Origin of the sequence: Nonlabens ulvanivorans, assembly GCF_032922765.1 — a bacterium.
Lineage (GTDB): Bacteria > Bacteroidota > Bacteroidia > Flavobacteriales > Flavobacteriaceae > Nonlabens > Nonlabens ulvanivorans.
Map to the genome: position 1 here is coordinate 3052344 of NZ_CP136694.1, position 22749 is coordinate 3075092.

At 35.0% G+C, this 22749-nt stretch carries 19 protein-coding genes; 9 read left to right on the forward strand and 10 right to left on the reverse strand.

Going from position 1 to position 22749, the window contains the following annotated elements; all coding sequences use genetic code 11:
* Nucleotides 1–41 precede the first annotated feature (41 nt).
* The 9 genes from R1T42_RS13755 (at nucleotide 42) to R1T42_RS13795 (ending at nucleotide 11036) form a co-directional block, all read left to right on the forward strand.
* Complete coding sequence (locus R1T42_RS13755; RefSeq protein ID WP_317290728.1) at nucleotides 42–1019, forward strand: polyprenyl synthetase family protein; 978 nt, start codon at nucleotides 42–44, stop codon at nucleotides 1017–1019.
* Nucleotides 1020–1137: 118 nt separating this feature from the next.
* Nucleotides 1138–2439, forward strand: a complete 1302-nt coding sequence (gene der, locus R1T42_RS13760) for a ribosome biogenesis GTPase Der (RefSeq protein WP_317290729.1) — start codon at nucleotides 1138–1140, stop codon at nucleotides 2437–2439.
* Nucleotides 2440–2592: 153 nt separating this feature from the next.
* Nucleotides 2593–5352 carry an outer membrane beta-barrel protein gene (locus tag R1T42_RS13765; protein ID WP_317290730.1) on the forward strand — a complete coding sequence of 920 codons (2760 nt, stop codon included), beginning with the start codon at nucleotides 2593–2595 and terminating at the stop codon, nucleotides 5350–5352.
* 174 nt (nucleotides 5353–5526) lie between these two features.
* Complete coding sequence (locus R1T42_RS13770; protein ID WP_317290731.1) at nucleotides 5527–6015, forward strand: toxin-antitoxin system YwqK family antitoxin; 489 nt, start codon at nucleotides 5527–5529, stop codon at nucleotides 6013–6015.
* 53 nt (nucleotides 6016–6068) lie between these two features.
* Nucleotides 6069–6773 carry a glycosyltransferase family 2 protein gene (locus tag R1T42_RS13775; protein WP_317290732.1) on the forward strand — a complete coding sequence of 235 codons (705 nt, stop codon included), beginning with the start codon at nucleotides 6069–6071 and terminating at the stop codon, nucleotides 6771–6773.
* Complete coding sequence (locus R1T42_RS13780; RefSeq protein ID WP_317290733.1) at nucleotides 6770–8260, forward strand: cellulose synthase family protein; 1491 nt, start codon at nucleotides 6770–6772, stop codon at nucleotides 8258–8260. Before R1T42_RS13775 ends, R1T42_RS13780 begins: the two co-directional genes overlap by 4 nt.
* Nucleotides 8260–9669, forward strand: coding sequence for a glycosyltransferase 87 family protein (locus R1T42_RS13785; protein ID WP_317290734.1), 1410 nt, complete (start codon nucleotides 8260–8262; stop codon nucleotides 9667–9669). Before R1T42_RS13780 ends, R1T42_RS13785 begins: the two co-directional genes overlap by 1 nt.
* A gap of 10 nt (nucleotides 9670–9679) precedes the next feature.
* Entirely contained in the window at nucleotides 9680–10336 is a 657-nt protein-coding gene (locus tag R1T42_RS13790; RefSeq protein WP_317290735.1) for a peptidoglycan-binding domain-containing protein, read from the forward strand.
* Between the two features lie 130 nt (nucleotides 10337–10466).
* Complete coding sequence (locus R1T42_RS13795) at nucleotides 10467–11036, forward strand: helix-turn-helix domain-containing protein (protein WP_317290736.1); 570 nt, start codon at nucleotides 10467–10469, stop codon at nucleotides 11034–11036.
* Between the two features lie 57 nt (nucleotides 11037–11093).
* Here the strand turns inward: R1T42_RS13795 and R1T42_RS13800 are convergent, their stop codons facing one another.
* The 10 genes from R1T42_RS13800 to R1T42_RS13845 all read right to left on the reverse strand — a co-directional run bounded on the left by R1T42_RS13800 (nucleotide 11094) and on the right by R1T42_RS13845 (nucleotide 22713).
* Nucleotides 11094–12614, reverse strand: a complete 1521-nt coding sequence (locus tag R1T42_RS13800; protein ID WP_317290737.1) for a bifunctional GNAT family N-acetyltransferase/carbon-nitrogen hydrolase family protein — start codon at nucleotides 12612–12614, stop codon at nucleotides 11094–11096.
* 170 nt (nucleotides 12615–12784) lie between these two features.
* The gene (locus R1T42_RS13805; RefSeq protein ID WP_317290738.1) at nucleotides 12785–13753 is read right to left on the reverse strand and encodes a deoxyhypusine synthase family protein; all 969 of its coding nucleotides are present in this window, start codon (nucleotides 13751–13753) and stop codon (nucleotides 12785–12787) included.
* Between the two features lie 14 nt (nucleotides 13754–13767).
* Nucleotides 13768–14703, reverse strand: a complete 936-nt coding sequence (gene speB / locus R1T42_RS13810) for an agmatinase (protein ID WP_317290739.1) — start codon at nucleotides 14701–14703, stop codon at nucleotides 13768–13770.
* A gap of 48 nt (nucleotides 14704–14751) precedes the next feature.
* Nucleotides 14752–16143: a type III PLP-dependent enzyme domain-containing protein gene (locus R1T42_RS13815; protein WP_042296037.1), complete on the reverse strand. Its 1392-nt coding sequence runs from the start codon at nucleotides 16141–16143 to the stop codon at nucleotides 14752–14754.
* A gap of 201 nt (nucleotides 16144–16344) precedes the next feature.
* On the reverse strand, nucleotides 16345–17325 hold the full coding sequence (locus tag R1T42_RS13820) for a pseudouridine synthase (protein WP_042245773.1): 981 nt from the start codon (nucleotides 17323–17325) through the stop codon (nucleotides 16345–16347).
* A gap of 143 nt (nucleotides 17326–17468) precedes the next feature.
* On the reverse strand, nucleotides 17469–18419 hold the full coding sequence (locus R1T42_RS13825) for a carbon-nitrogen hydrolase family protein (RefSeq protein ID WP_317290740.1): 951 nt from the start codon (nucleotides 18417–18419) through the stop codon (nucleotides 17469–17471).
* A gap of 9 nt (nucleotides 18420–18428) precedes the next feature.
* A complete protein-coding gene (locus R1T42_RS13830) occupies nucleotides 18429–19619 on the reverse strand; it encodes a TlpA family protein disulfide reductase (protein WP_317290741.1) in 1191 nt (396 codons plus the stop codon).
* Nucleotides 19619–20560: a geranylgeranylglycerol-phosphate geranylgeranyltransferase gene (locus R1T42_RS13835; protein WP_317290742.1), complete on the reverse strand. Its 942-nt coding sequence runs from the start codon at nucleotides 20558–20560 to the stop codon at nucleotides 19619–19621. Before R1T42_RS13835 ends, R1T42_RS13830 begins: the two co-directional genes overlap by 1 nt.
* A 148-nt stretch (nucleotides 20561–20708) precedes the next feature.
* A complete protein-coding gene (locus R1T42_RS13840) occupies nucleotides 20709–21647 on the reverse strand; it encodes a mevalonate kinase family protein (protein WP_042291765.1) in 939 nt (312 codons plus the stop codon).
* Nucleotides 21648–21657: 10 nt separating this feature from the next.
* Nucleotides 21658–22713, reverse strand: coding sequence for a diphosphomevalonate/mevalonate 3,5-bisphosphate decarboxylase family protein (locus R1T42_RS13845; RefSeq protein WP_317290743.1), 1056 nt, complete (start codon nucleotides 22711–22713; stop codon nucleotides 21658–21660).
* Between the last annotated feature and the right edge of the window lie 36 nt (nucleotides 22714–22749).

Sequence of the window (22749 nt, forward strand, 5' to 3'; positions counted from 1 at the left end):
GTCTTTAAAAGGTTCGTCCTAGGGTAAGTATATTTGTAGTCATGAAAATAGTTGAGCAAATAAAAGCACCCGTTGCACACGAGATGGAACTCTTTGAGAAAAAGTTTCAGTTAGCTATGGCATCTCGCATCGCCTTGCTCAATAGAATCACTCATTTTATAGTGAATCGCAAAGGGAAACAAATGCGACCTATGTTTGTTTTTCTAGTTGCTAAAATGATAGGAGATGGAGAGGTAAATGATCGTACCTACAGAGGCGCTTCTGTAATAGAGCTAATTCATACAGCTACCTTAGTACATGATGATGTTGTAGATGATAGTCTCAAAAGACGTGGATTCTTTTCAGTTAATGCACTATGGAAAAATAAAATAGCAGTCCTAGTAGGTGATTATTTATTATCTAAAGGCTTGTTGTTAAGTATCGATAATGGCGATTTTGACTTGCTGCAGATTATTAGTGTTGCTGTACGAGAGATGAGTGAAGGTGAATTACTTCAAATAGAAAAAGCTCGTAGATTAGATATCACTGAAGATGTATATTATGACATTATACGCAAAAAAACTGCGACACTTATAGCGGCTTGTTGTAGTCTAGGAGCATGTGCCGTTTCCCCAGGATCTCCAGATGTTGAAAAGATGAGAGAATTTGGTGAGATGATAGGAATCGCTTTTCAAATTAAAGATGATCTTTTTGATTACGGTAATGAACGCATCGGTAAGCCCACGGGAATTGATATCAAAGAACAAAAAATGACATTGCCGCTTATCCATACCTTGCAAGTGGCAAGTAAAAAAGATCGCAAGTGGTTGATCAATTCTGTAAAAAAGCATAATAGAGATAAAAAGCGAGTTAAAGAGGTTATTGATTTTGTAAAGAATAATGGTGGTTTAGAATATGCCGTTAAAGCAATGTACGATTACCGTGATAAAGCAATGGAAATTTTAAATACTTATCCTGATTCTGAGTATAAAACATCTCTAAAGCTTATGGTAGAGTATGTTATCGACCGTAAGAAATAATTAAATTACTTGATAAATTTTGCATACACGCTTTCGCGAAAGCGTTATAAAAACCTGCACTTTTACTATTCACTACCTCATAACAAAAACGTACCTTTGCAACCGCAAATAAAACAGCATGAGCATAGTAGCAATAGTAGGACGACCTAACGTAGGGAAGTCTACACTTTTTAATAGACTGATACAACGTCGTGAGGCCATTACCGATGCGGTAAGTGGTGTCACTAGAGATCGTCATTATGGGAAAAGTGACTGGAATGGAAAGGATTTTTCTATAATAGATACAGGTGGATACGTCTTGGGTAGTGATGACGTTTTTGAGGCAGAGATTGACCACCAGGTTGAACTGGCTATTGATGAAGCAGATGTTATACTCTTTATGGTCGACGCTGAGGACGGAATCACTGGAATGGATGAGGATGTCGCCAATTTATTACGCAAGGTTAAAAAGCCAGTGGTTCTAGCGGTTAATAAAGTTGATAACCCAGAACGTGAGGCAAACGCTGTCGAATTTTACAATTTGGGTCTTGGAGATTTCTTTACGCTTTCTAGTACCAGTGGTAGTGGTACTGGAGATTTACTAGATAAAATTGTAGAGTTGTTACCAGACACACCAGTTAGAGAGGATAGCGATTTACCTCGATTTGCCGTAGTAGGTAGACCTAATGCAGGTAAATCATCTTTTATAAATGCATTAATTGGCGAGGATAGGTACATTGTTACCGATATTGCTGGTACTACCAGAGATTCTATTGATACAAAGTATAATCGTTTTGGCTTTGAGTTTAATCTCGTAGATACTGCGGGAATTAGAAGGAAGAAAAAAGTAAAAGAAGATCTAGAGTTTTATAGTGTCATGCGCAGTGTACGTGCTATTGAGCATGCTGATGTTTGTATACTTATATTAGACGCTACTCGAGGATTTGATGGACAGGTACAAAACATTTTCTGGCTGGCAGAACGCAACCGTAAAGGTATTGTCGTTCTCGTTAATAAGTGGGATCTTGTTGACAAGGAAACTAATACTGCTAAGGAGTTTGAAGCGCAAATAAGAAGAGAAATGGAGCCTTTTACTGATGTGCCTATTGTCTTTATATCTGTTTTAAATAAGCAACGTATTTTCAAAGCAATTGAAACTGCTGTTGACGTTTTTAAAAATAGAACTAAACGTATTAAAACTAGTGAGCTTAACGAGGTGATGTTACCTATCATTGAACACTATCCGCCGCCATCTTTGAAAGGTAAATTTGTGAAAATAAAATTTGTTACTCAATTACCGACGCCACAGCCTCAATTTGCATTTTTCTGTAATTTACCTCAATATGTAAGAGATCCTTATAAAAGGTACCTTGAGAATCAATTGAGAAAGAATTTTGACTTTAATGGTGTGCCTGTAAGTGTATACATGAGAAAGAAATAAGAAAACTATAGATATTGATATAAAAAGAGCCGGCATTGCCGGCTCTTTTTATTTTTAAAGATTCTTAACTAGCTGCTTGTCTACAATTTTGATATAACATTAACGTTTGACTTTTAAGATGTAAGTAATTTCATCCCACTAGCTAACTAAACTATGAAAAGACTGATTTTAACCGTAATAGCAATTCTTGCTATGGCTTTTGTGCATGCACAAAGGTTTGAAATTAAAGGAATTGTAAAGGATTCTACAAATCAAGAATTATTACAAAGTGCCACGGTATTTCTAGAGAGTAAGACAGACTCAACTTTAATATCATACTCCATTACTGATGAGAATGGATTTTTTAAACTAGTAGGAAATACTGCGGTTAAAGAATTCAACTTTTTTACATCATTTACAGGTTATAAGGAATATAATAAGATAATCACGTTTGAAAATGGGACAATCATTGATCTAGGGACTATTAATTTATCTAATGATGTTGAGTTTCTAGAAGGAATTGTGGTTAATGCACGTAAAGCGCCCGTAACTGTAAAACAAGATACATTAGAGTTTAATGCCAAATCATTTAATACAAAAGCAGATGCAAATCTAGAAGATGTTATTAAAGAATTACCAGGTGTAGAGATTGATAAGGATGGTAAAATTACGGTAAACGGTAAAGAGGTTACTAAAATTTTAGTGAACGGTAAAGAGTTTTTTGGTGATGATCCTCAAGTAGCATTAAAGAACTTGCCTAAAGAAATCATAGATAAAATACAGGTTACAGAATCAAAAACTGATGAACAAAAAGCAAATGGTGAGGCTGGAGATGCAAATGCGAGTGAGATAAACATCACCATTGATGAGGATAAAAATAGAGGATGGTTCTCAAGATTAACCGCTGGTGCCGGTACTGATGATCGATACTCTATGAGTGGTATAGTGAATTATTTTAAGGACTCTTTTAGAGTTAGTGTTTTAGGTAGTAGTAACAATATTAATAGTCCAGGCTTTTCTTTTGATGAAATCTATGATGCCATGGGAAACAGCGCATACTCTATTTCACGTAATTCAAATGGAAGTTTTGGTATCAACGGAATTAGTTTCGGTGGTTCTGGTGGTATTACTTCTAGTAGATCAGCGGGATTAAGTCTTGCAAATGATTGGGATGAAAAAGTAGAACTCACTGGTAGCTACTTTTATGGGAATAACGATACAGAAACACAAACCAATAATAGGACGACCACTTTTTTGCCAGATCGAGAATTCATGACAACATCTTCTTCTAGAGGTAGAAGTATGGGAGACTCTCATAGGATCAATACGAGAGTTGAAGTAAAATTGGATACTTTAACCACCATCAGTATTGAACCTAGTTATAATCAAAGCTCTAATAATAGCCTGAGTAATCGTATCTCAAATACTCAAGATGATACTGGTCAAGAAATTGACATAGAAACATCTAATAATTCAAATTCAGATAATTACACTGCTGGTGCAAATTTGTACTTCAGTCGCAGGTTTAAGAAGAAAGGAAATTCCATATCTCTTTTTACGACAATAAATGTCAATGATTCAGAATCTATAAATGACTTCTTTTCTGAACGCGTCATTTCAGATAATGGTGTTATTGATGAAACTGAGATTCAAAATCAAATCATTAATCAAGAAAGTAAAGGAACTAACTTTTCTATAACACCTACATGGCGCAAATCCTTGAGTGATGATTATAGACTAAATATTTCTTATCGTGTGTCTGCAAATAGGCAAGAGCAAAGTCGTAATGTCTTTGATAGAGATATGGTCACAGGAGAAGCTACTATTTTTAATGATGCATTAAGTAATGATTTTGAGACTGATAATACGCAACAAAGACCTAGTGTAGGGTTATCATATAACAAAGATAAAACGAGATGGGAAATCACGGCGGGACTTTTATATCAAACTTTAAATACGGACAATGTTGCGCTAGACAGTTCTTTTGATCGTTCTTTTTCTAATCCTTACATCAGAGCATATTTAAGTAAGCAGTTTGGTAAATTCGGTAGGATTTATTTCAATTATAGTAATAATATTAATGTGCCTAGTGTTAATCAATTACAACCTGTAGAAGATAGTACCAATCCTCAAAACATTATAAAAGGTAATCCAGATCTAGAGGCTACTAATACTCATAATATTTATTTGAATTTCAATAATTATAACTGGGAAGAAGGAAAAGGTATTTATTCTGGCGCAGGATTTACATACACAAATAATCAAGTCGCAGCCACAACAACAACTGATGATAATTTAGTTAGGACTACCACTTATACAAATGTAGATGGCACTTATAACGGTTATTTGTACTCTGGTTATAGCATGCAGTTTAAAAAAGACGAGCGTTCTATTGATGTGTCACTTGGATTAGACGCAAACCTGTCTTTAAATAAAGGTTTTACTAACGGTGTTTCTTTTGAAACTAATAATGTAAATCTTTCTCCTAACGTAAGTTTTGAATATAGTATTGATGATATTTTTGAGTTAGAAACAGAGTACAATATAAGTTTTAATTCTAGTAAGTTTTCACTAGACAATATCGATGATCAAAGCTTTACCAACCATACCGCCGCGATAGATTTAACGACTTTCTGGCCTAAGAGTTTGATCATGGGATTGCGAGGCGAGTATAATGTCTTTGGTAATGTGACAGAAGAGTTTGATAACGATTCCTTTGTACTTATAGGTAGTCTGGGATATAAGTTTGCAAAAGATAAAGCTGTCGTAAAACTTAAAGCTTATGACATTTTAAATCAGGTCATAGACACACGTCGTACCATTTCACAAGATTTTATTTCAGATTCCAGTAGCTTAGTGTTACGCCAGTATTTCATGCTTAGCTTCACTTATAAATTCTCAAAATTTGGTGGTAAGGATCCAAATAGAGAATAGAAAAGTTTGTTTTATGACGCTTTCGCGAAAGCGTATTTAATCACATTATTTTATCAACTGGTAAATATTTCCTTTTCCATATAACATCATTCCCGCGTGAAGAACCTTTTAAGATTCTGTGAACACTTTGTGATGTAGAACAGATTACTTTGCTGCAACCAAAGTAATTAATCGATGAAGTTTTTAATAACAGTCATGCTGTGCATCAGTACATTATTGCCTTTTGTACCTATGCAAAAAGAGTATGTAAAGCAAGTTGACAATAACGGAAACCTAGTCAGTGAAGGCTGGATGTTGAATGGTGCCAAAGATGGATATTGGAAATTTTATGATAAGCAACAACATCTATCCTTTTCAGGCCACTATATTAACAATCAAAAAACGGGTTATTGGCACGAGTATAAGTCCGGTTTAATTAGTTCTGAAGGACATTATACCAACGATCTGAAAACAGATTGGTGGACCTGTCATAATAAAAAAGGATACCGTACTATTAAAAAGCAATTTAAAAAAGGTCTCCAGCATGGGTATGCTCTTTATTATAAAAAATCATCTCTATCTATGGTAGAAGAATATGAGAGTAGTAAGAAGATAGGAGCTTGGACCAGTTATTTCAAATTTAAAAGAGACCACCCAGGATTTTCTATGAGCGATTTGCGTTAAGTAATGCCATGTAAGTCTGATATTTCTTAACTTTCCACCTTTAAAATTCCCTATTGCAATCCACTAATCCTATCATTAGAGTAATTATACCTGCCTATAATGAAGCAGACTCTATACCGCTGGTCATTAAAGATATACCTTCATTAGTTACTGAAGTTATTGTAGTAAGCAATAATTCTAGTGATGACACTATTGTAAATGCACAAAAAGCTGGTGCCACAGTTCTAGAAGAACTACAACGAGGCTATGGTCATGCCTGTTTAAAGGGTATGGAATATGTGTCTCAATTAAGCGATACCACAGATATTATTGTTTTTTTGGATGGTGACTATAGCGATTATCCAGAACAATTATTAGAGTTAGTACAGCCTATTATTGATGGAAATATTGATTTTGTCATAGGCGCTCGTGTAAAATCATTGCGTGAAAAAGGCTCTATGACGGCGCCACAAATCTTTGGTAATTGGCTAGCAACCACACTTATGTCGATACTTTTTAGATCTCGTTTTACAGATTTAGGTCCTTTCCGCGCCATTAAATATGAAAAATTACTAGCTCTAGAAATGGAGGATAAAACCTATGGTTGGACTGTAGAGATGCAATTGAAAGCATTGCGTAAAAAATATTCTTATGTTGAAAAACCTATGAAATACCGCAATAGAATAGGTGTTTCTAAGGTTTCGGGTACTGTTAAAGGTGCTATATTTGCAGGCGTTAAAATATTAACTTGGATATTTAAATACGGCTTTAAAAAATGATTTTAGAATGGATTTGCATCATAATTTACTCAACATCACTTGTGATGATTTTGTTCTATGCATTTGCTCAACTCAATTTACTATTTAATTATCTGGCAGCTCGCAAAAACACAGTCGACGGACCTACCTTTAACCTAGATAACCCTGCAGAGATTCCTTATGTAACCATACAGTTGCCTGTTTTTAATGAGGCTTATGTGATGGAGCGACTTTTAGATAACATCGTCTTGTTGGATTATCCTCATGAAAAGTTAGAAATTCAGGTTTTAGATGATTCTACAGATGAAACTGTTGTTACTACTAAAGCACATGTAGAAAAGCTAGCTGCTACCGGTATCGATATAACTCATATTACTAGAGAAAATCGTGTAGGTTTTAAAGCAGGAGCACTTAAAGAAGGTTTAGTAGAGGCAAAAGGAGAACTTATAGCCATTTTTGATGCAGATTTTTTACCACAAACAGATTGGCTGAAAAAAACGGTAATTCATTTTAAAGACCCAGAAATAGGCGTTGTTCAAACACGTTGGGGACATTTAAATAGGGATTATTCTATTCTTACACAGATACAAGCCTTTGCATTAGATGCTCATTTTACTTTAGAACAAGTAGGACGCAATTCAAAAGGACACTTCATTAACTTTAATGGAACTGCAGGAATATGGCGTAAAGAAACCATCATCGATGCAGGTAATTGGGAAGGCGATACACTTACTGAAGATTTAGACTTAAGTTATAGAGCGCAGCTCAAAAACTGGAAGTTTAAATACCTAGAAGATGTTACCACACCGGCAGAACTTCCTATTGTTATTAGTGCAGCACGTTCACAACAGTTTAGATGGAATAAAGGTGGTGCAGAAAATTTCAGAAAAATGTTTAAACGTGTCGTAGGCAGTTCAAACATAGATTTTAAAACAAAACTGCATGGTGTCTTACATTTATTAAACAGTACCATGTTTTTAAACGTATTGATTGTTGGGTTACTTAGTATACCGATGCTTTATATAAAGAATGAATATGCTCACTTAAGAGTATACTTTATTGTGATGAGCTTTTTTGTCATAAGTACTATCATATTTTTTATATGTTATTGGTATATGTATAAAAACACGTATGGTGGCGGTTTTAAAAACTTCATTAGCTATATAGGAATGTTTTTCACTTTTTTCTCAATCGCAATGGGTTTTTCACTGCACAATTCAATAGCAGTAATAGAAGGTCACTTAGGGAAACGTAGCGAGTTTGTGCGTACACCTAAGTTTAATCTCGCAGCGGTAGGAGGCAATTGGAAAACCAATAAATACCTCAAGAAAAAAATAAGTCGCAACGTGATATTAGAAGGTATATTAATGCTCTACTTTGGATTTGGAATGTACTCGGCATTTATCGTTGGTGATCAAGGTGGTGATTTTGGACTCTTTCCTTTTCACTTAATGCTATTTATAGGTTTTGGTTTTGTGTTTTTCCGTAGTATCACAGATAAGCAATAATGGAACGCAGGTTAACAAATGCCTTCGGTATCTTAACCATTACTAGCGCAATTTTATATGGGTGGTTTTTCTCGCTTGCGCGAAAAGATTTTTCAAACCTACTCATTGTTTATATACTACTTTTCGTTGCTTTTCTGGGTTATAGTTATATATCTAAAAAAGGATCTCAAGAAAATTTAAAACTGTTTCCTGATTTTCTCGGTAAGTGGTTTTATGGGGCATCGCTCATTGGCGGTATATTTTTTATTGGACTTATTTTAAGGTTACTATTAATAGACAATACACCACATCTGTCTCAAGATTTTTTTAGATTTATTTGGGACGGACATCAATTGTTAAATGGAAATAACCCTTATTTGTACTTGCCAGATGATATCATTAAATCTGGAGCCAGCCATATCCCTAATGCTTCATTCTTGCATGCATCTATGGGAGAATTATCAAGTGGACATTACACAAATTATCCGCCTTTAAATCAATTGTTCTTTGCAATCGCGGCATGGTTGGGTGGCGACAGTATTCTAGCTAGTATAATATGGATGCGCATATTAATTATCCTAGCAGATGTTGCCATTTTCATCTACGGCATTAAATTACTAAGATTACTAGGTAAGCCTATGTGGTTAATAGCGCTATATTATTTGAATCCGTTTATAATCATTGAACTTACAGGTAATCTTCACTGGGAAGGAATGATGGCATTCTTTTTATTAGCGTCAGTTTATTACTTACTCGTCTATAAACAATGGCAAAGCGTTCTCTTTATGGGTTATGGTATATTGCTCAAATTATTACCAGTTATGGTGTTGCCTTTACTTTTGAGAAAATTGAAATTTAAAAAAGCATTTATCTATTACATCGCTGTTTTTATTGTTGTTGTTTTAGGCTTTCTTCCGTTTTTCTCTCAAGACTTGATTGATAAATATTCGGCATCGGTAGGATTGTGGTTTGGTAATTTTGAATTTAATGCTAGTGTATATTACATCATTAGGGCAATAGGTTATCAAGTAACAGGTTATAATATTATACAAACCGTAGGAAAGATTTTACCTGTAATTACCTTAGTAATTATTTTAGGGATATCTTTTGTAAGAAAGAATGAATTTCCTGAAATACTTCTATCCAGCGTCGTATTTTCTTTTTTCACTTACTTAATACTCTCGACTACTGTGCATCCATGGTACCTGACCATACCATTGTTATTTTCTGTTTTCACTAAGTATCGTTTTATGTTACTATGGAGCTTTACGATCTTTCTTAGTTATTCGGCCTACTCGAGTGAAAGTTTTACTGAGAATAACTGGTTTATCGCTATTGAATACATTTTAGTGCTATTTATATTTATTTTTGAACTGTTTTTAACCAAAACAATACTACCAGAAAGTAAAGGGGAAATAACTAACCATTAAACCACCTGTCATGAGGCAATTAATTATTTTAATCCTGATAATTATATCAGGATTTATCGTCTATGATTTCTATAAAGACTGGGATCGATTTCATGCTCCAGAATATCATTACTCTACAGAAACGATAATCGATCAAGAATATCATAATCAAGATGTAGTCATGATGTATCACGATGCTATTACCGATTTAAATAGCTTTATTAAGCTACAATGGACAGCAAATGATATAGATGTAAGATTACCAGAAGATGATGATTTAGAAACAACACTTGCTGTAGAAGAGTATGCTCATAAATTAGCGCGTGTTACTTATCTAGAGCAAAAACTAGCGCAGTCTGCAAGTTATAAATCTAATGGATGGAACAATCAACAGATAATCGATTTTGAAAATAATCACAGTAGTCCAGAAGAAATCAAAACTATAGGACAAAAGAACTTAATGAAGAAACTCTATAATAATCATTGGGAAAATAGTCAACGCATAGGAGCAAAAAACGTGTTGATTTTTGAGATACAAAAAAAACTCATAGCACAAGGTTATGATATGTCTCTAGATGGTGTTTTTGCAAAAGCTACTATGGAAGCTCTGGCCAATTTTGAATCAAAAAACAATCTTTTCCCAGATGGGAAAATAGATGTGCTAACTTTTGAGGCTTTATTAAAATAGGTTATTAAAACTTTGTATATCAGTGATTTGACATGATTGTCATAAGAGTGACGTAAACAAGTCAAGGATCTAATTTGTTCTTTAAATGACTTCATTCTTAGATTTGTTTCACTAATTTTAAATTATGAAAATGATGAGCCCAATAGGTGCTAAAATCAAAGAAATACGTCTCAAAAAAGGCATGTCTCAAGAGGAGCTTGCGACAGAATCTCAAGTCAGTTTACGAACCATTCAACGTATCGAGAACAATGAAAATGAACCTCGAGGTAAAACAATGAAACTTATTTGTGAAACGCTAGCAATTAATATTGAAGAGTTATTAGATTACGGAAAATATGAAGACCGACAATTTTTAATGTTCTTTCATTTGTCTGTTATCGCTGGTATTTTTATACCTATTGGGAATATCATTTTGCCCTTAATTCTATGGCTGACTAAAAAAGATAAAGTCCAAGGACTTCAAAAAGTAGGAGCAAGATTATTGAATTTTCAAATTGTTTTTCAAGCCTTCGGATTTGTATTTTTTATGTCAGCAGTAATATTAAAAATTCTTCATAAAGAAGTGTTTTTAATTTCAAATGGTTTAGAGATTGTATTGGCTTTGGGTGTTTTAAACGGCATAGCGGCAATCATTTTTGCTATTTTAAACTTTCGTGGTAAGCAAATCACCTACCCAAGTATTATTCCTATGATTAAATAAAAAAAGGGATTCTTATACTTTTATAAGAATCCCTTTCAACTAAGTATTTGCAATAATCTACTTCTTACTCACCTCATACAAATCTGTTCTTCGGTCTTTTAAGTTCTTTACAGCGCCATAATTGTGTAGTTCTTTTAATAAATCAAGATCCACATCTGCCACCAAGATCATTTCTGTGTTTGCTGTGGCCTCTGCCTTTACTCCATTTGATGGGAACGCAAAATCACAAGGAGTGAATACAGCACTTTGCGCATAAGAAATATCCATGTTTTCTACTGCAGGTAAATTCCCCACACTACCAGCGATAGCTACATAACATTCATTCTCTACCGCTCTAGCTTGAGAGCAAAGGCGTACACGAGCATAAGCATTTTGTGTATCTGTCAAGAATGGTACAAAAAGAATTTGCATCCCTTCTTGTGCCATAATACGACTCAATTCTGGGAATTCACTGTCATAGCAAATCAAGATTCCTATTTTACCACAATCGGTGTCAAAAGTCTGGATCTTACTTCCACCTTGAAGTCCCCATACTTTTTGCTCATCTGGTGTGACATGTATTTTTTCATAACGTTCTATCGTACCATCTCGACGGCACAAATTCCCTACATTATACAATTGTCCATCAATGATTTCAGGCATGGATCCTGTAATAATGTTGATGTTATACTTAATGGATAATTCAGAAAACTTGTTTCTTATCATTTCAGTATATTTTGCTAGTTCTCTAATAGAATCACTAACACTCAACTTATTGTAAGCAGCCATAAGTGGCGCATTAAAATATTCAGGGAATAAAGCAAAATCAGACCTATAAGCTGCAACAGCATCTACAAAGTATTCTACTTGTTGCATTAACTCATTAAAACCTGAGTAAGGACGCATTTGCCACTGGATTAATCCTAACCGCACCGTGCTTTTTAATGCTGTGGTTTCTGTAACTGGTTTTGTATAGTAAATATTATCCCATTCTAGTAATACGGCAAACTCCATAGAGGCTTTATCGCCATCCAGATAGTTTTTAAGAACACGAGAAACATGGAAGTCGTTTGATAGTTGAAAGTTCAGTACAGAGTCTGTAATCTCTTTATTGCGCACTTTTTCGATGTATTCCTTAGGTGTCATTTCACTCGCGTGATTATGATAGTTAGGAATACGACCACCGAAGGCTATACCTCTTAAATTCAAATTCTCACACAGCTCTTTACGGTAATCATATAAACGACGACCTAATCGCATACCACGATATTGTGGTTTTATAAAAACTTCTATTCCATAAAGAACATCACCATCATCATCGTGCGTGGTGAACTTGTAATTTCCAGTCACTTGCTCATAGGTGTACTGACCACTAAAATCGTCATACTTTACAACTATAGAAAGCGCACAAGCTACGATCTCTTCATTCACTTTGAGGACAACTTGACCTTCTGGAAATTTATCTATAAGCGTTTTGATCTGTTCTTCTCGCCAGTAAGAATCTGGTAGATTACTATAAGAATCTATCATTGCATGTTTCAACTCTTCATAATCCTTAAGCTGTAAAAACTCCAGATTTAAGTTGTCTATCTTACTCATGTTTATAGCACTCATAGTGTGTTACTTGTATTTAAATGTACTTGCAATTCATTAATATCTCACAATTGAAACGTTAATTTTAAAAGCATAAAAACCTGTAAACCGCTATGTGTTGAGCAACTTACAGGTTTTGATTTTTGTTCCGCTTTCGCGAAAGCGGAATTAAAAATTTACATCTCTAATAAATAAGCAAAAATGAGCGGCGCTACAATAGTTGCATCACTTTCTACTATAAACTTAGGTGTGTCTTGATCTAGTTTTCCCCAAGTAATTTTTTCATTAGGTACGGCTCCAGAATAACTTCCATAACTGGTCGTTGAATCAGATATCTGACAGAAATAACTCCAAAACGGTGTGTCGGTACGTTCCATATCTTGATACAACATAGGCACTACACAAATAGGGAAATCTCCTGCGATTCCACCACCTATCTGGAAGAAACCGATTCCTTTCTGTGAGTTGTCAGTATACCAGTCTGCAAGGAAAGTCATGTACTCGATACCACTTTTTACAGTGCTCGCTTTTAACTCACCTTTTAATACATAACTAGCAAAAATATTACCCATGGTACTATCTTCCCATCCAGGAACGACGATTGGTAAATTGGCTTTGGCAGCGGCATACATCCATGAGTTCTCAATAGGGATTTCATAATACTGTTCTAGGACACCACTTAAAAGTAGTTTGTACACATATTCATGAGGGAAATAACGCTCGCCTTTTGCCTCTGCATCTTTCCATATTTTCACGATGTGTTCTTGTAGTCTTCTAAAAGCCTCTTCTTCTGGAATACAAGTATCTGTGACACGATTCAATCCTTTTTCTAATAAATCCCATTCATCTTGCGGTGTTAAATCGCGATAGTTAGGGACTCTTTTATAATGGCTGTGCGCTACTAGATTCATCAAGTCTTCTTCTAGGTTTGCACCTGTACAAGAAATGATATGTACTTTATCCTGACGTATCATCTCGCCAAAGATCTTCCCAATCTCTGCAGTACTCATTGCTCCAGCAAGTGAGACCAGCATTTTAGAGCCTTGGTTCAATTGTGCTTCATAACCTTTTGCAGCGTCTACTAGTGCAGCGCTGTTAAAATGTAAGAAGTAGTTTTCTATAAAATCAGTAATAGGTTTTCCCATGATGTTTTTGAAGATTAATCTTCTATGTTTTTCATTTTTTTTAATCCAGATTTGGTAAAAGCATTATTTGCTTCATAACCATCTTCTCCTTCTAGAGCGATATCTTTAAATTTATAGCTCAGCATTTTATAATACAATTTTGCAGCAAGAAAATCTGATGATTTCTCTGATGGATTAGGACATAATTCAACAATGTCAAAACCTACCACGTTCTTCTCTGCAAATACCATTTTTAAGAAATCTAATGTTTCATACCAGAAAAGCCCACCAGGTTCAGGCGTGCCAGTAGATGGACATATCGATGGGTCAAAAGCATCTAAATCGATGGTGATAAATACATTTTCTGTAAGTGCTTCAGTAGCTTTCTCTTGCCAGTAGTCATCTTGAACCATTTCATGAGCCAAAAATATTTTATCGTCATCATTAATACCTACTTCTATACTATCCATAGAGCGTATTCCTACTTGAACTAGGTTTGTTTTTTGACTTGCTTCATAAACGGCACAAGCATGATTACAAGAACTACCATCGTATTCTTTTCTTAAGTCTGCATGAGCATCAATTTGAAGTACACTTAGGTTCTCATACATTTCATTAGAGGCACGTATACTACCTATAGAAATAGAGTGTTCTCCACCGAAAAGAGTTACAAACTTATTTTTCTTAATATACTTTTTAGTAGTTGCGTGAACGGCATCTACCATCGCTTCTGGCGAACTGTTTTCTGTAACAGCATCTGCAAGAAAGACTCCATGATGATACACTTCTGTATCCGTTTCAATATCGTATAATTCCATATTTGCACTGGCGTCTAGAAAAGCTTCTGGACCTTTATCTGCGCCTTTTTGCCAGGTGCTTGTTCCATCATAAGGAACTGGAATTAAAACAATTGATGCATTATCTAATCCAGCATATTCATCTGGAATTCCTGCATAGTTTGAATTGCTCATGTCTTGAAATTAAAGATTTGTTTAAAGTTAATCGGTTTATAAAAAATATTAATATCCTAAAATATCGAGCATTTGTTCTGAGCTTTGTTGCTCTTTAAAAACTCTAGTTTGTATAGCGCCATTTTCATCGCGGTCTATTAAAATATGTTTAGGTGCTGGTATTAAACAGTGTTGTATACCGCCATATCCACCTATACTTTCTTGATATGCTCCAGTATTAAAAAAGCCTATGTAAAGCGGTTTATCTTTATGATATTTGGGTAAATAGATAGCGTTAACGTTTTGCTCGCTGTTGTAATAGTCATCACTATCGCAAGTTAGTCCACCTAATAATACACGTTCATATTCTTCATTCCAGCGGTTTAAGGCTAGCATAATAAAACGTTTACTTATTGCCCACGAATCTGGTAAAGTTGTGATAAATGAACTGTTAATCATATTCCACTTTTCACGATCGTTTTGTTGTTTTTGATACAACACTTTGTAGATCGCACCACCACTTTCACCTACTGTAAAAGAACCGAATTCTGTAAAAATATGTGGTACGTCCACATCTGCCTCATCACACACCTGCTTTATTTGAGTTACAATCTCATTAATCATGTACTCATAGTCAAATTCAAATGCAAGTGAGTTCTTAATCGGGAAACCACCACCTATATTGAGACTGTCTAATGAAGGGCATATTTTCTTAAGGCTTATGTATACTTTGAGACATTTGTGTAATTCATTCCAGTAATATGCATTATCACGTATTCCGGTATTAATGAAAAAGTGAAGCATCTTAAGAGATACCTGTTGGTTCTCCTGAATCTGATTTTTATAGAAAGAAAGAATGTTTTTATAACCTATGCCTAAACGACTGGTATAAAATTCAAACTTTGGTTCTTCCTCACTGGCAATGCGTATTCCTACTTTAAACTTCTTATCAGTAACATTAGTTAGTAAGTTCAGTTCTTCATAGTTGTCAATGATAGGAATACAATTCTTGTGACCAGAGTTGATTAGGTCTGCAATATTGTCTATATACTTTTCACGTTTAAAGCCATTGCTTATGATATAGGTATCGTCTTTAATTTTACCTTCAGCTTTTAGTTTTTTGATGATATCTATATCAAAAGCACTGCTGGTTTCTAGATGTATATCATTGCTTAATGCCGTATCCAGTACATGCTTAAAGTGTGAGCTTTTTGTACAATAGCAATAGTGATATTTTGCTTTGTAATCCGCTTTCGCGAAAGCGTCATTAAACCATTTCTGTGCACGCTGAATATTATCAGAGATCTTAGGTAAGTAGGTGAATTTTAATGGAGATCCATACTTTTCCACCAGTTCCATCAGATCGATGTCGTGAAAATGAAGAGTTTTGTCTTCTAGTTTGAACTCTTCCGTCGGGAAGAAGTACGTTTGATCAATGAGATCAATGTATTTAGTATTCAATAGCGATAGGTTAAGTGTAGTTTAAAGTGAACTACAAGCTAAACAATAAAAGATTAATAATAGAAAGAAGTGTATTACCTAAATATTAAAATTGAATGGCGATAAGAAGGGACAATAATATTCCTTTTTTTGAAATAATTGCAAAAAAAATAGCGTTGCCTAAAAATTTAGACAACGCTAGTGTTTATAAGTGATTGTAGCTTATATCATCTTTAAATTGATGATTTCTTGCTCTGTTAAAGAACGGTAGTGACCACGTGGAAGGTCTTTTTTAGTCAATCCACCTAGTACAACGCGATCTAAAACTTTAATTTCATATTTAACTGCCTCAAATAAGGCCTGAACGATATTGTCTTTTCCACTATGTATTTCAATTCCGATTTCATTGTTACGTCCATCTTCTACATAGTTAATTTCTTTTACATCAATGACTTCGCCGTTGATAGCGATTCCATTACGTAATTGCATTAAATCCTCGTGTTTAAAACTACGATCTAGGGCAACTTGATAAATCTTGCGCATTTCTAGATTAGGATTGTTGAGCTTGTTAGCCATCTCTAGGTCGTTAGTAAATAACATTAAACCTACAGACTGTCTTCCTAGACGTCCTACATAGTGCAAATTAGCAACACCAGCACTTTGCATTAGGTCTAGTACAGTTTTACTAGCACGTTCTCCTTTGCGAGGTGCAATAAAACCTTTAGGTTTATTAAGTAGTAAATACTGCTTTTGATATGGTTGTATGTTCTGTCCGTCAAATTTCACTTCGTCAGTTAATTTAACACGATAACCCATTTCAGACACAGGTTTACCGTTTACGGTTACACTACCAGCTTTAATGTATATATCTGCATCGCGACGACTGCATATTCCAGAATTTGAAATATATTTATTCAATCGTATTGTTCCATCATCAGGCTTAGACTTAGCGCCTTCAGATTTTTTACGCATGATATATTCCTTCTTTGTTACTGGATTACCTGTGCGTGATGTTCCTACTACTTGATTTTTACCACCTCGAGTTGTTGGTTTTCCGGTAGGTGCATTTCCTCTAGCTTGAGATTTTCCTCTATGGTCTGTGCTTCCAGCATTACGTCTGTTGCCACCTTTTGAGCTAGAAGAATCTCTGCCGCCTTGGCGGCCAGTTCCTTTTCCTCTTGCTCCATCATTACCTCTTCCCATGGTATTAAATTTTTTGCAAAGATAAGTTTTTAAAAATGTGATGTTGCAAAAAGAATTCTAAAGTATTTAGTTCCTCAAAAAGAATAATTTAGAGGAGTTACTCGAGCACTATAAAGTGTTATTTTTTAAGATTTATCTATTCATTAATCTTTAAATCTCACTGTAGATTGTCGCTCTCTATTAATATGTAATTGCGTCACATCAGGTCGTGAATAATGGCCTACCGCGTCAAAGTTTTGTCGTTCTTCCAATACACGATTAAAATCTAAAGTAGCAGTTATGATTTCTTCTTTTCCTATCTGTGGTTCTATGATCCACTCACCATCAGGACCAGCGATGCAGCTGCCACCATTAGCAAGTACATCTGGGCATTTATCTAGAATAGCTTCTAGATGAGGTGTATTTGCTGGGAAGTCTTCTTTAAACATCATGCTGGATACAGACAGTACATAAGTGCGTCCTTCACGAGCTATAAATCTTGTAATATCTTTTGTATTATGGTCACTTCCTGGCCAGCAAGCAACATGTAGATTCGTTCCTTGCGCATACATGGCCGCACGTGGTAATGGCATCCAGTTTTCCCAGCAGTTCAAACCGCTTACGGTAAAATCTTTGAGTTTGTGTGTCACTAAACCATTTCCATCGCCAGGCGACCAGGTGAGTCGCTCATCATAAGTAGGTTGTAATTTACGGTGTACACTTTCTATACTTCCACTTTGATTGATGTAAACCATGCTCGCATAAACACTATGACCACCACGATCTTCAGGTCTTTCTATTATACCTAAATAAATGGCTATGGAGTTCGCTTTCGCGAAAGCGCATACCGCATCCAGCTCGCCGTCCTCTATACTTATGCTATTTAGCACATAGTGTCTGTGTAGTTCTTTGACTTCTTTTTTATTCCAAGCAGCACCATCAGTTAGCGCAAGCCAAAAAGGATAACCAGGCAATAATCCTTCTCCAAAAACAACTAATTCAGCATCTTGCTTCTTAGCCTCTTCTAGCGTGTTAAGTATTTTATCTAATGTCGCTTTTTTATCTAGCCATACTGGAGAGATTTGAGCAAGTGCCACGTTGATGAGGTTCTTCATTATTTCTAATTAGAGTTTTGTGAAAATATTTTTTACTGATTTAACGTCACCTAATTCAATCGTTATACCGTAATATTCTAAACTTTTTTTGATGTCAGCTATCGAGCCAGTTTCAATAGTGAAATCATATTTGTCAATATCATTACTTTCATAACTAATTAAATATCTGGTCGTTTTAGATAGATCAATAGTTAATTCTTTTAAGGAGTAACTGGTATAATTAACGCCAGTAACTTTGTTTATGCTAGCATTAAAAATATCGGATCTACCATTACCAGCGTCATCTAAGGTTTTTTCAAGTTTAGATTTATCTTTTATAGATAATTGATATCCTTCAGTGATAATTTCTTCTTTTTCCCATTTTAAGTTCAATCTGTTAGTGGCGTCAATTAAAAAATGAGTTTCAAAATCGATACTTGGATATTTATTCTTATATATAATTTCAAACTGTTGAGTTTCATATTCCTCAGGTACTTCTATGAAACGTGGATAAGTGCCTAACAGTTCACTGAATAATGATTTTATGCTAGCATTTGAATTGATATATAAACTGCTACTATTCATGGTTATATTATTCATGCTATTTTCAACTTTTTTAAGTTCAAGATAGTAGTTCATTCCCGAATCTTTCAGCCTTTTCACTTTCTTAGCAAAAGCCAATACGTCATCATATTCTTCTTCTACACTATTTTTAAAGGCATTTCTCTCTTCAATACTTCCGTCTAATAAGGATTCTAAAATATCTCTATCAAGCATTTGTGGTTGTCCTATCCATTTAATGATGTTTTTATCATCAATAAGAACTGTCATAGGTAGAACAGTGTATTCACTTTTTCCATCACCGTATTCTTGTTGCGTATATGAAGTTTGATCAGTAACCACTGTACTAAAGAATTCCATTCTTTTTAAAGTGCGATTAACTTTCTCTGAAGATTCATTAGTGATAGAAAGAAATAGAATCTCATCTCCAAATTCTTTGACAAGTTCGTTCATATGAGGAACAGCACCCAAGCAAGGTCCACACCAAGTTGTCCAAAACTCCAGCACTTTAAATTTGTTATCTAAATCTTTATTCTCAGGAACGTTTGCAATCCATTCAGTAATATTAATACCAGGAGCTTTTTCACCCAGATTTAGATTCTCCTGACCATAAACCTGAACGACCGACAAAAGAAAAATAAATGACAGTATTTTTTTCATTACAAGAAATTTTGAAGTCGTTCGATGATGGCAGGCAAATCAATTAATAATATGGATAGCACGCCACCTACAATGACTATTTTAAGTATAAAATGTATTAACAGATATTCTCTTTTACGTCGCGAGCTCCATAATAATGGTAAGCATACTAGTAAGGCACCGCCTATTAAAGCAAAGTAATAACGCATATATCCTATATTAAAATAGAGTATCAATGCTGTAATAGGTATAATAGTAAGCAATGTTAGTAAGGTGTAAAAACGCTTGCTTGCTTTTTCTCCTAGTACTACTGGTATGGTATGGTAATTTTGAGCTAGATCACCTCTTAAGTTTTCGAGATCTTTAATGAGCTCGCGCATCGCAAGTATGAGAAATAAGAAACTACCATGTACAAATACGACTAGATATAAATTACGGTAATACATGAATAGCACAAAAAATGGAGTAATAGCCAGTAGGGCTGCAGTAAGATTACCAACAAAAAGGACTCTTTTTAATTTATGCGAGTAGAACCACATGGCAAAAATATAAGCCGCAAAAAACAATCCAGCACGCCACGAAACTATCCATCCAAGTATAAAAGCAATCGCGTTAACTGTAAAATAAACCGTCCATAAGGTAGAGCGACTTACTTGATTTTCTAGCATGGTTTTTTGCGGTCTATTAATAAGGTCTTTCTCACGGTCGTAAAAATTATTAATGATGTAACCACCTGCTATAGCTGTGGCACTAGCCAGAATAATCAACCACAACTTATAATCCAGCACAATCTCCTTAACAGATAATTCTGGGGCGATAATAAAAACAGCCGCTAGTAATTGCGCTATCGCTATTATAGAGATATTATAAAGTCTTACTGTTGAAAAAAGACTCAACGCTTTAATGACTAGCGTTTTTATACTAGCCTTTGTGCTCATGGTATATGTTTGCTCTTGATTCACCCGACTAAGTTAAGCAGTTTCTGTTTTTTAAATGATAATGGTATGTGAAAAGTAAATAATGTGTTATTATCAAAAAGAAAATAGACTAAAACAAAAAAAGTCCCATCACAAAAATGATGGGACTTTTTCAATATGTCTTAATGAGTTTCTAAAAATTATAAACCACTTCTAGTTTATAGTCTTTTAAAGAAGCCTCTGCTTTTTCTAGGTCTTCTGTAAATCCTAAAATGTAGCCACCACCACCAGATCCACAAAGTTTTAAGTAATAATCACCAGTGTCCAGTCCTTTTTTCCATAAGCCGTGGAATTGTGCAGGAATCATAGGTTTAAAGTTGTCCAGTACGATATGTGATAATTTCTTTACGTTACCAAAAAGTCCTTTCACATCGCCACTCAAGAAATCCTCAACACACATATCTGTGTATTTCACAAACTTGTTCTTCAACATGCTACGGAAACCTTCTTGCTTCATGTTTTCCATAAAGATATTTACCATAGGTGCCGTTTCTCCTACAATACCAGAGTCTAGTAAAAACACAGCGCCTTTACCAGTTATAGATTGAGATGGAATACCAGCCGGTTCTATATCATTACTACTATTAATTAAAATAGGTAAACTCAAGTAAGAGTTTAATGGGTCTAGACCCGAACTTTTACCGTGAAAAAAGCTTTCGATTTTTCCGAATATATCTTTTAAAATCAGCAGTTTTTCTCGAGTTAAATTCTCAAGAACCGTGATTTTTTCAATCGCATATTTATCATAGATAGATGCCACAAGAGCACCGCTACTTCCTACACCATAACCTTGTGGTATACTAGAGTCAAAATACATTCCAGCAGCAACATCTGCCTTTAAAGTCTCAACATCAAATCTTGGGAAATCACTATTTTCTTTCATCAACTGCTCAATATGACCAGTAAGACGAGATAAATTGCCGTTTGATTTAATTTGTTCTTCGGTAGGATGGTCACTTATCTGAAGTGCGCCTTTATAGAAATTATAGGGTATAGAAAGACCTTTTGAATCTTTAATAATCCCATACTCACCGAAAAGTAAAATCTTTGAATAAAAAAGTGGTCCTTTCATAGCGTTAAAGTTAGCACTTTTTTGCACCTGTGCCTACTTGATCACAAATATAGTGACCATTTTGACAATATTGCGCTAATTTGCTGTTAATCAATCCTTGCACAGCCTCATTATTTTCATGTGGATAAAGCATGTGCACGTTAGCACCAGCATCTAGTGTAAAGCATACAGGTATGCCAGTCTCTTTTTTGAACGCCCATATTTCCTCGATAATCGACAGTGTTTTGGGCTTCATTAATATAAAATAAGGATGTGAGGTCATCATCATAGCATGTAATGTGAGCGCTTCACTTTCTGTAATTTTTATAAAAGTCTCAAGGTCACCTTCCTGCAATGCTTTTTTAAGAGTAGATAGATTCTCATGGGCTTGTTCAAATCTCGCTTTCGCGAAAGCGTGTCCATTCATCAACTCGTGTCCTACCGTAGAGCTCACCACTTTTTCACCTTTATCTACCAGTAAAATCGTGTCCTGAAAATCCTGAAAAACAGGATGTAGATAGTCACTTTTATCAACTCCAAAGTATTGCGAGCTGTCATCAACTTCTTTATGCGTTCCCCAAACCACGGCGCTACCTTTCAAGCTACGACAAGCACTTCCAGATCCCAGTCGAGCCAGAAAGGATGCTTTATGAAAATCCATTTCCTGACCAGTAAGCGTGCTCTCAAAATCCATCATACAAACTGACATCGCCGCCATACTACTGGCACTACTCGCAATTCCCGAACTATGCGGAAACGTATTGTGCGTATCAATATCAAAATGATAGTTTGCAATCCATGGACAATAGTCAGCAATGCGTTTAAAATAAGCTTCAATTTTAGGAGCAAATTCAGGTTTAGGAGTGCCGTCATAAGAAATGCTGAAATCGTGAGTTCCTTTACTAGCCGTTACTGTAGTAATGGTTCTACAAGCATTTAAGGTAAAACTTATCGACGGATTTGCAGGTAACTGCATGCCATATTTACCCCAATATTTTACAAGCGCAATATTAGATGGCGCTTGCCATTTTGTAGATAAATTATCTATTAAAGTAAAATCGCCTTCTAACTTAAACTGAGTTTCCAATAGCCTTGAATTAAGCTACAAAGGTAAATATTTAAG

Coding starts and splice junctions, on each gene's coding strand:
- R1T42_RS13755 (WP_317290728.1), top strand. CDS start 42: ATGAAAATAGTTGAGCAAATAAAAGCACCCGTTGCACACGAGATGGAA.
- der (WP_317290729.1), top strand. CDS start 1,138: ATGAGCATAGTAGCAATAGTAGGACGACCTAACGTAGGGAAGTCTACA.
- R1T42_RS13765 (WP_317290730.1), top strand. CDS start 2,593: ATGAAAAGACTGATTTTAACCGTAATAGCAATTCTTGCTATGGCTTTT.
- R1T42_RS13770 (WP_317290731.1), top strand. CDS start 5,527: ATGAAGTTTTTAATAACAGTCATGCTGTGCATCAGTACATTATTGCCT.
- R1T42_RS13780 (WP_317290733.1), top strand. CDS start 6,770: ATGATTTTAGAATGGATTTGCATCATAATTTACTCAACATCACTTGTG.
- R1T42_RS13785 (WP_317290734.1), top strand. CDS start 8,260: ATGGAACGCAGGTTAACAAATGCCTTCGGTATCTTAACCATTACTAGC.
- R1T42_RS13790 (WP_317290735.1), top strand. CDS start 9,680: ATGAGGCAATTAATTATTTTAATCCTGATAATTATATCAGGATTTATC.
- R1T42_RS13795 (WP_317290736.1), top strand. CDS start 10,467: ATGATGAGCCCAATAGGTGCTAAAATCAAAGAAATACGTCTCAAAAAA.
- R1T42_RS13800 (WP_317290737.1), bottom strand. CDS start 12,614: ATGAGTAAGATAGACAACTTAAATCTGGAGTTTTTACAGCTTAAGGAT.
- R1T42_RS13805 (WP_317290738.1), bottom strand. CDS start 13,753: ATGGGAAAACCTATTACTGATTTTATAGAAAACTACTTCTTACATTTT.
- speB (WP_317290739.1), bottom strand. CDS start 14,703: ATGAGCAATTCAAACTATGCAGGAATTCCAGATGAATATGCTGGATTA.
- R1T42_RS13820 (WP_042245773.1), bottom strand. CDS start 17,325: ATGGGAAGAGGTAATGATGGAGCAAGAGGAAAAGGAACTGGCCGCCAA.
- R1T42_RS13825 (WP_317290740.1), bottom strand. CDS start 18,419: ATGAAGAACCTCATCAACGTGGCACTTGCTCAAATCTCTCCAGTATGG.
- R1T42_RS13830 (WP_317290741.1), bottom strand. CDS start 19,619: ATGAAAAAAATACTGTCATTTATTTTTCTTTTGTCGGTCGTTCAGGTT.
- R1T42_RS13840 (WP_042291765.1), bottom strand. CDS start 21,647: ATGAAAGGACCACTTTTTTATTCAAAGATTTTACTTTTCGGTGAGTAT.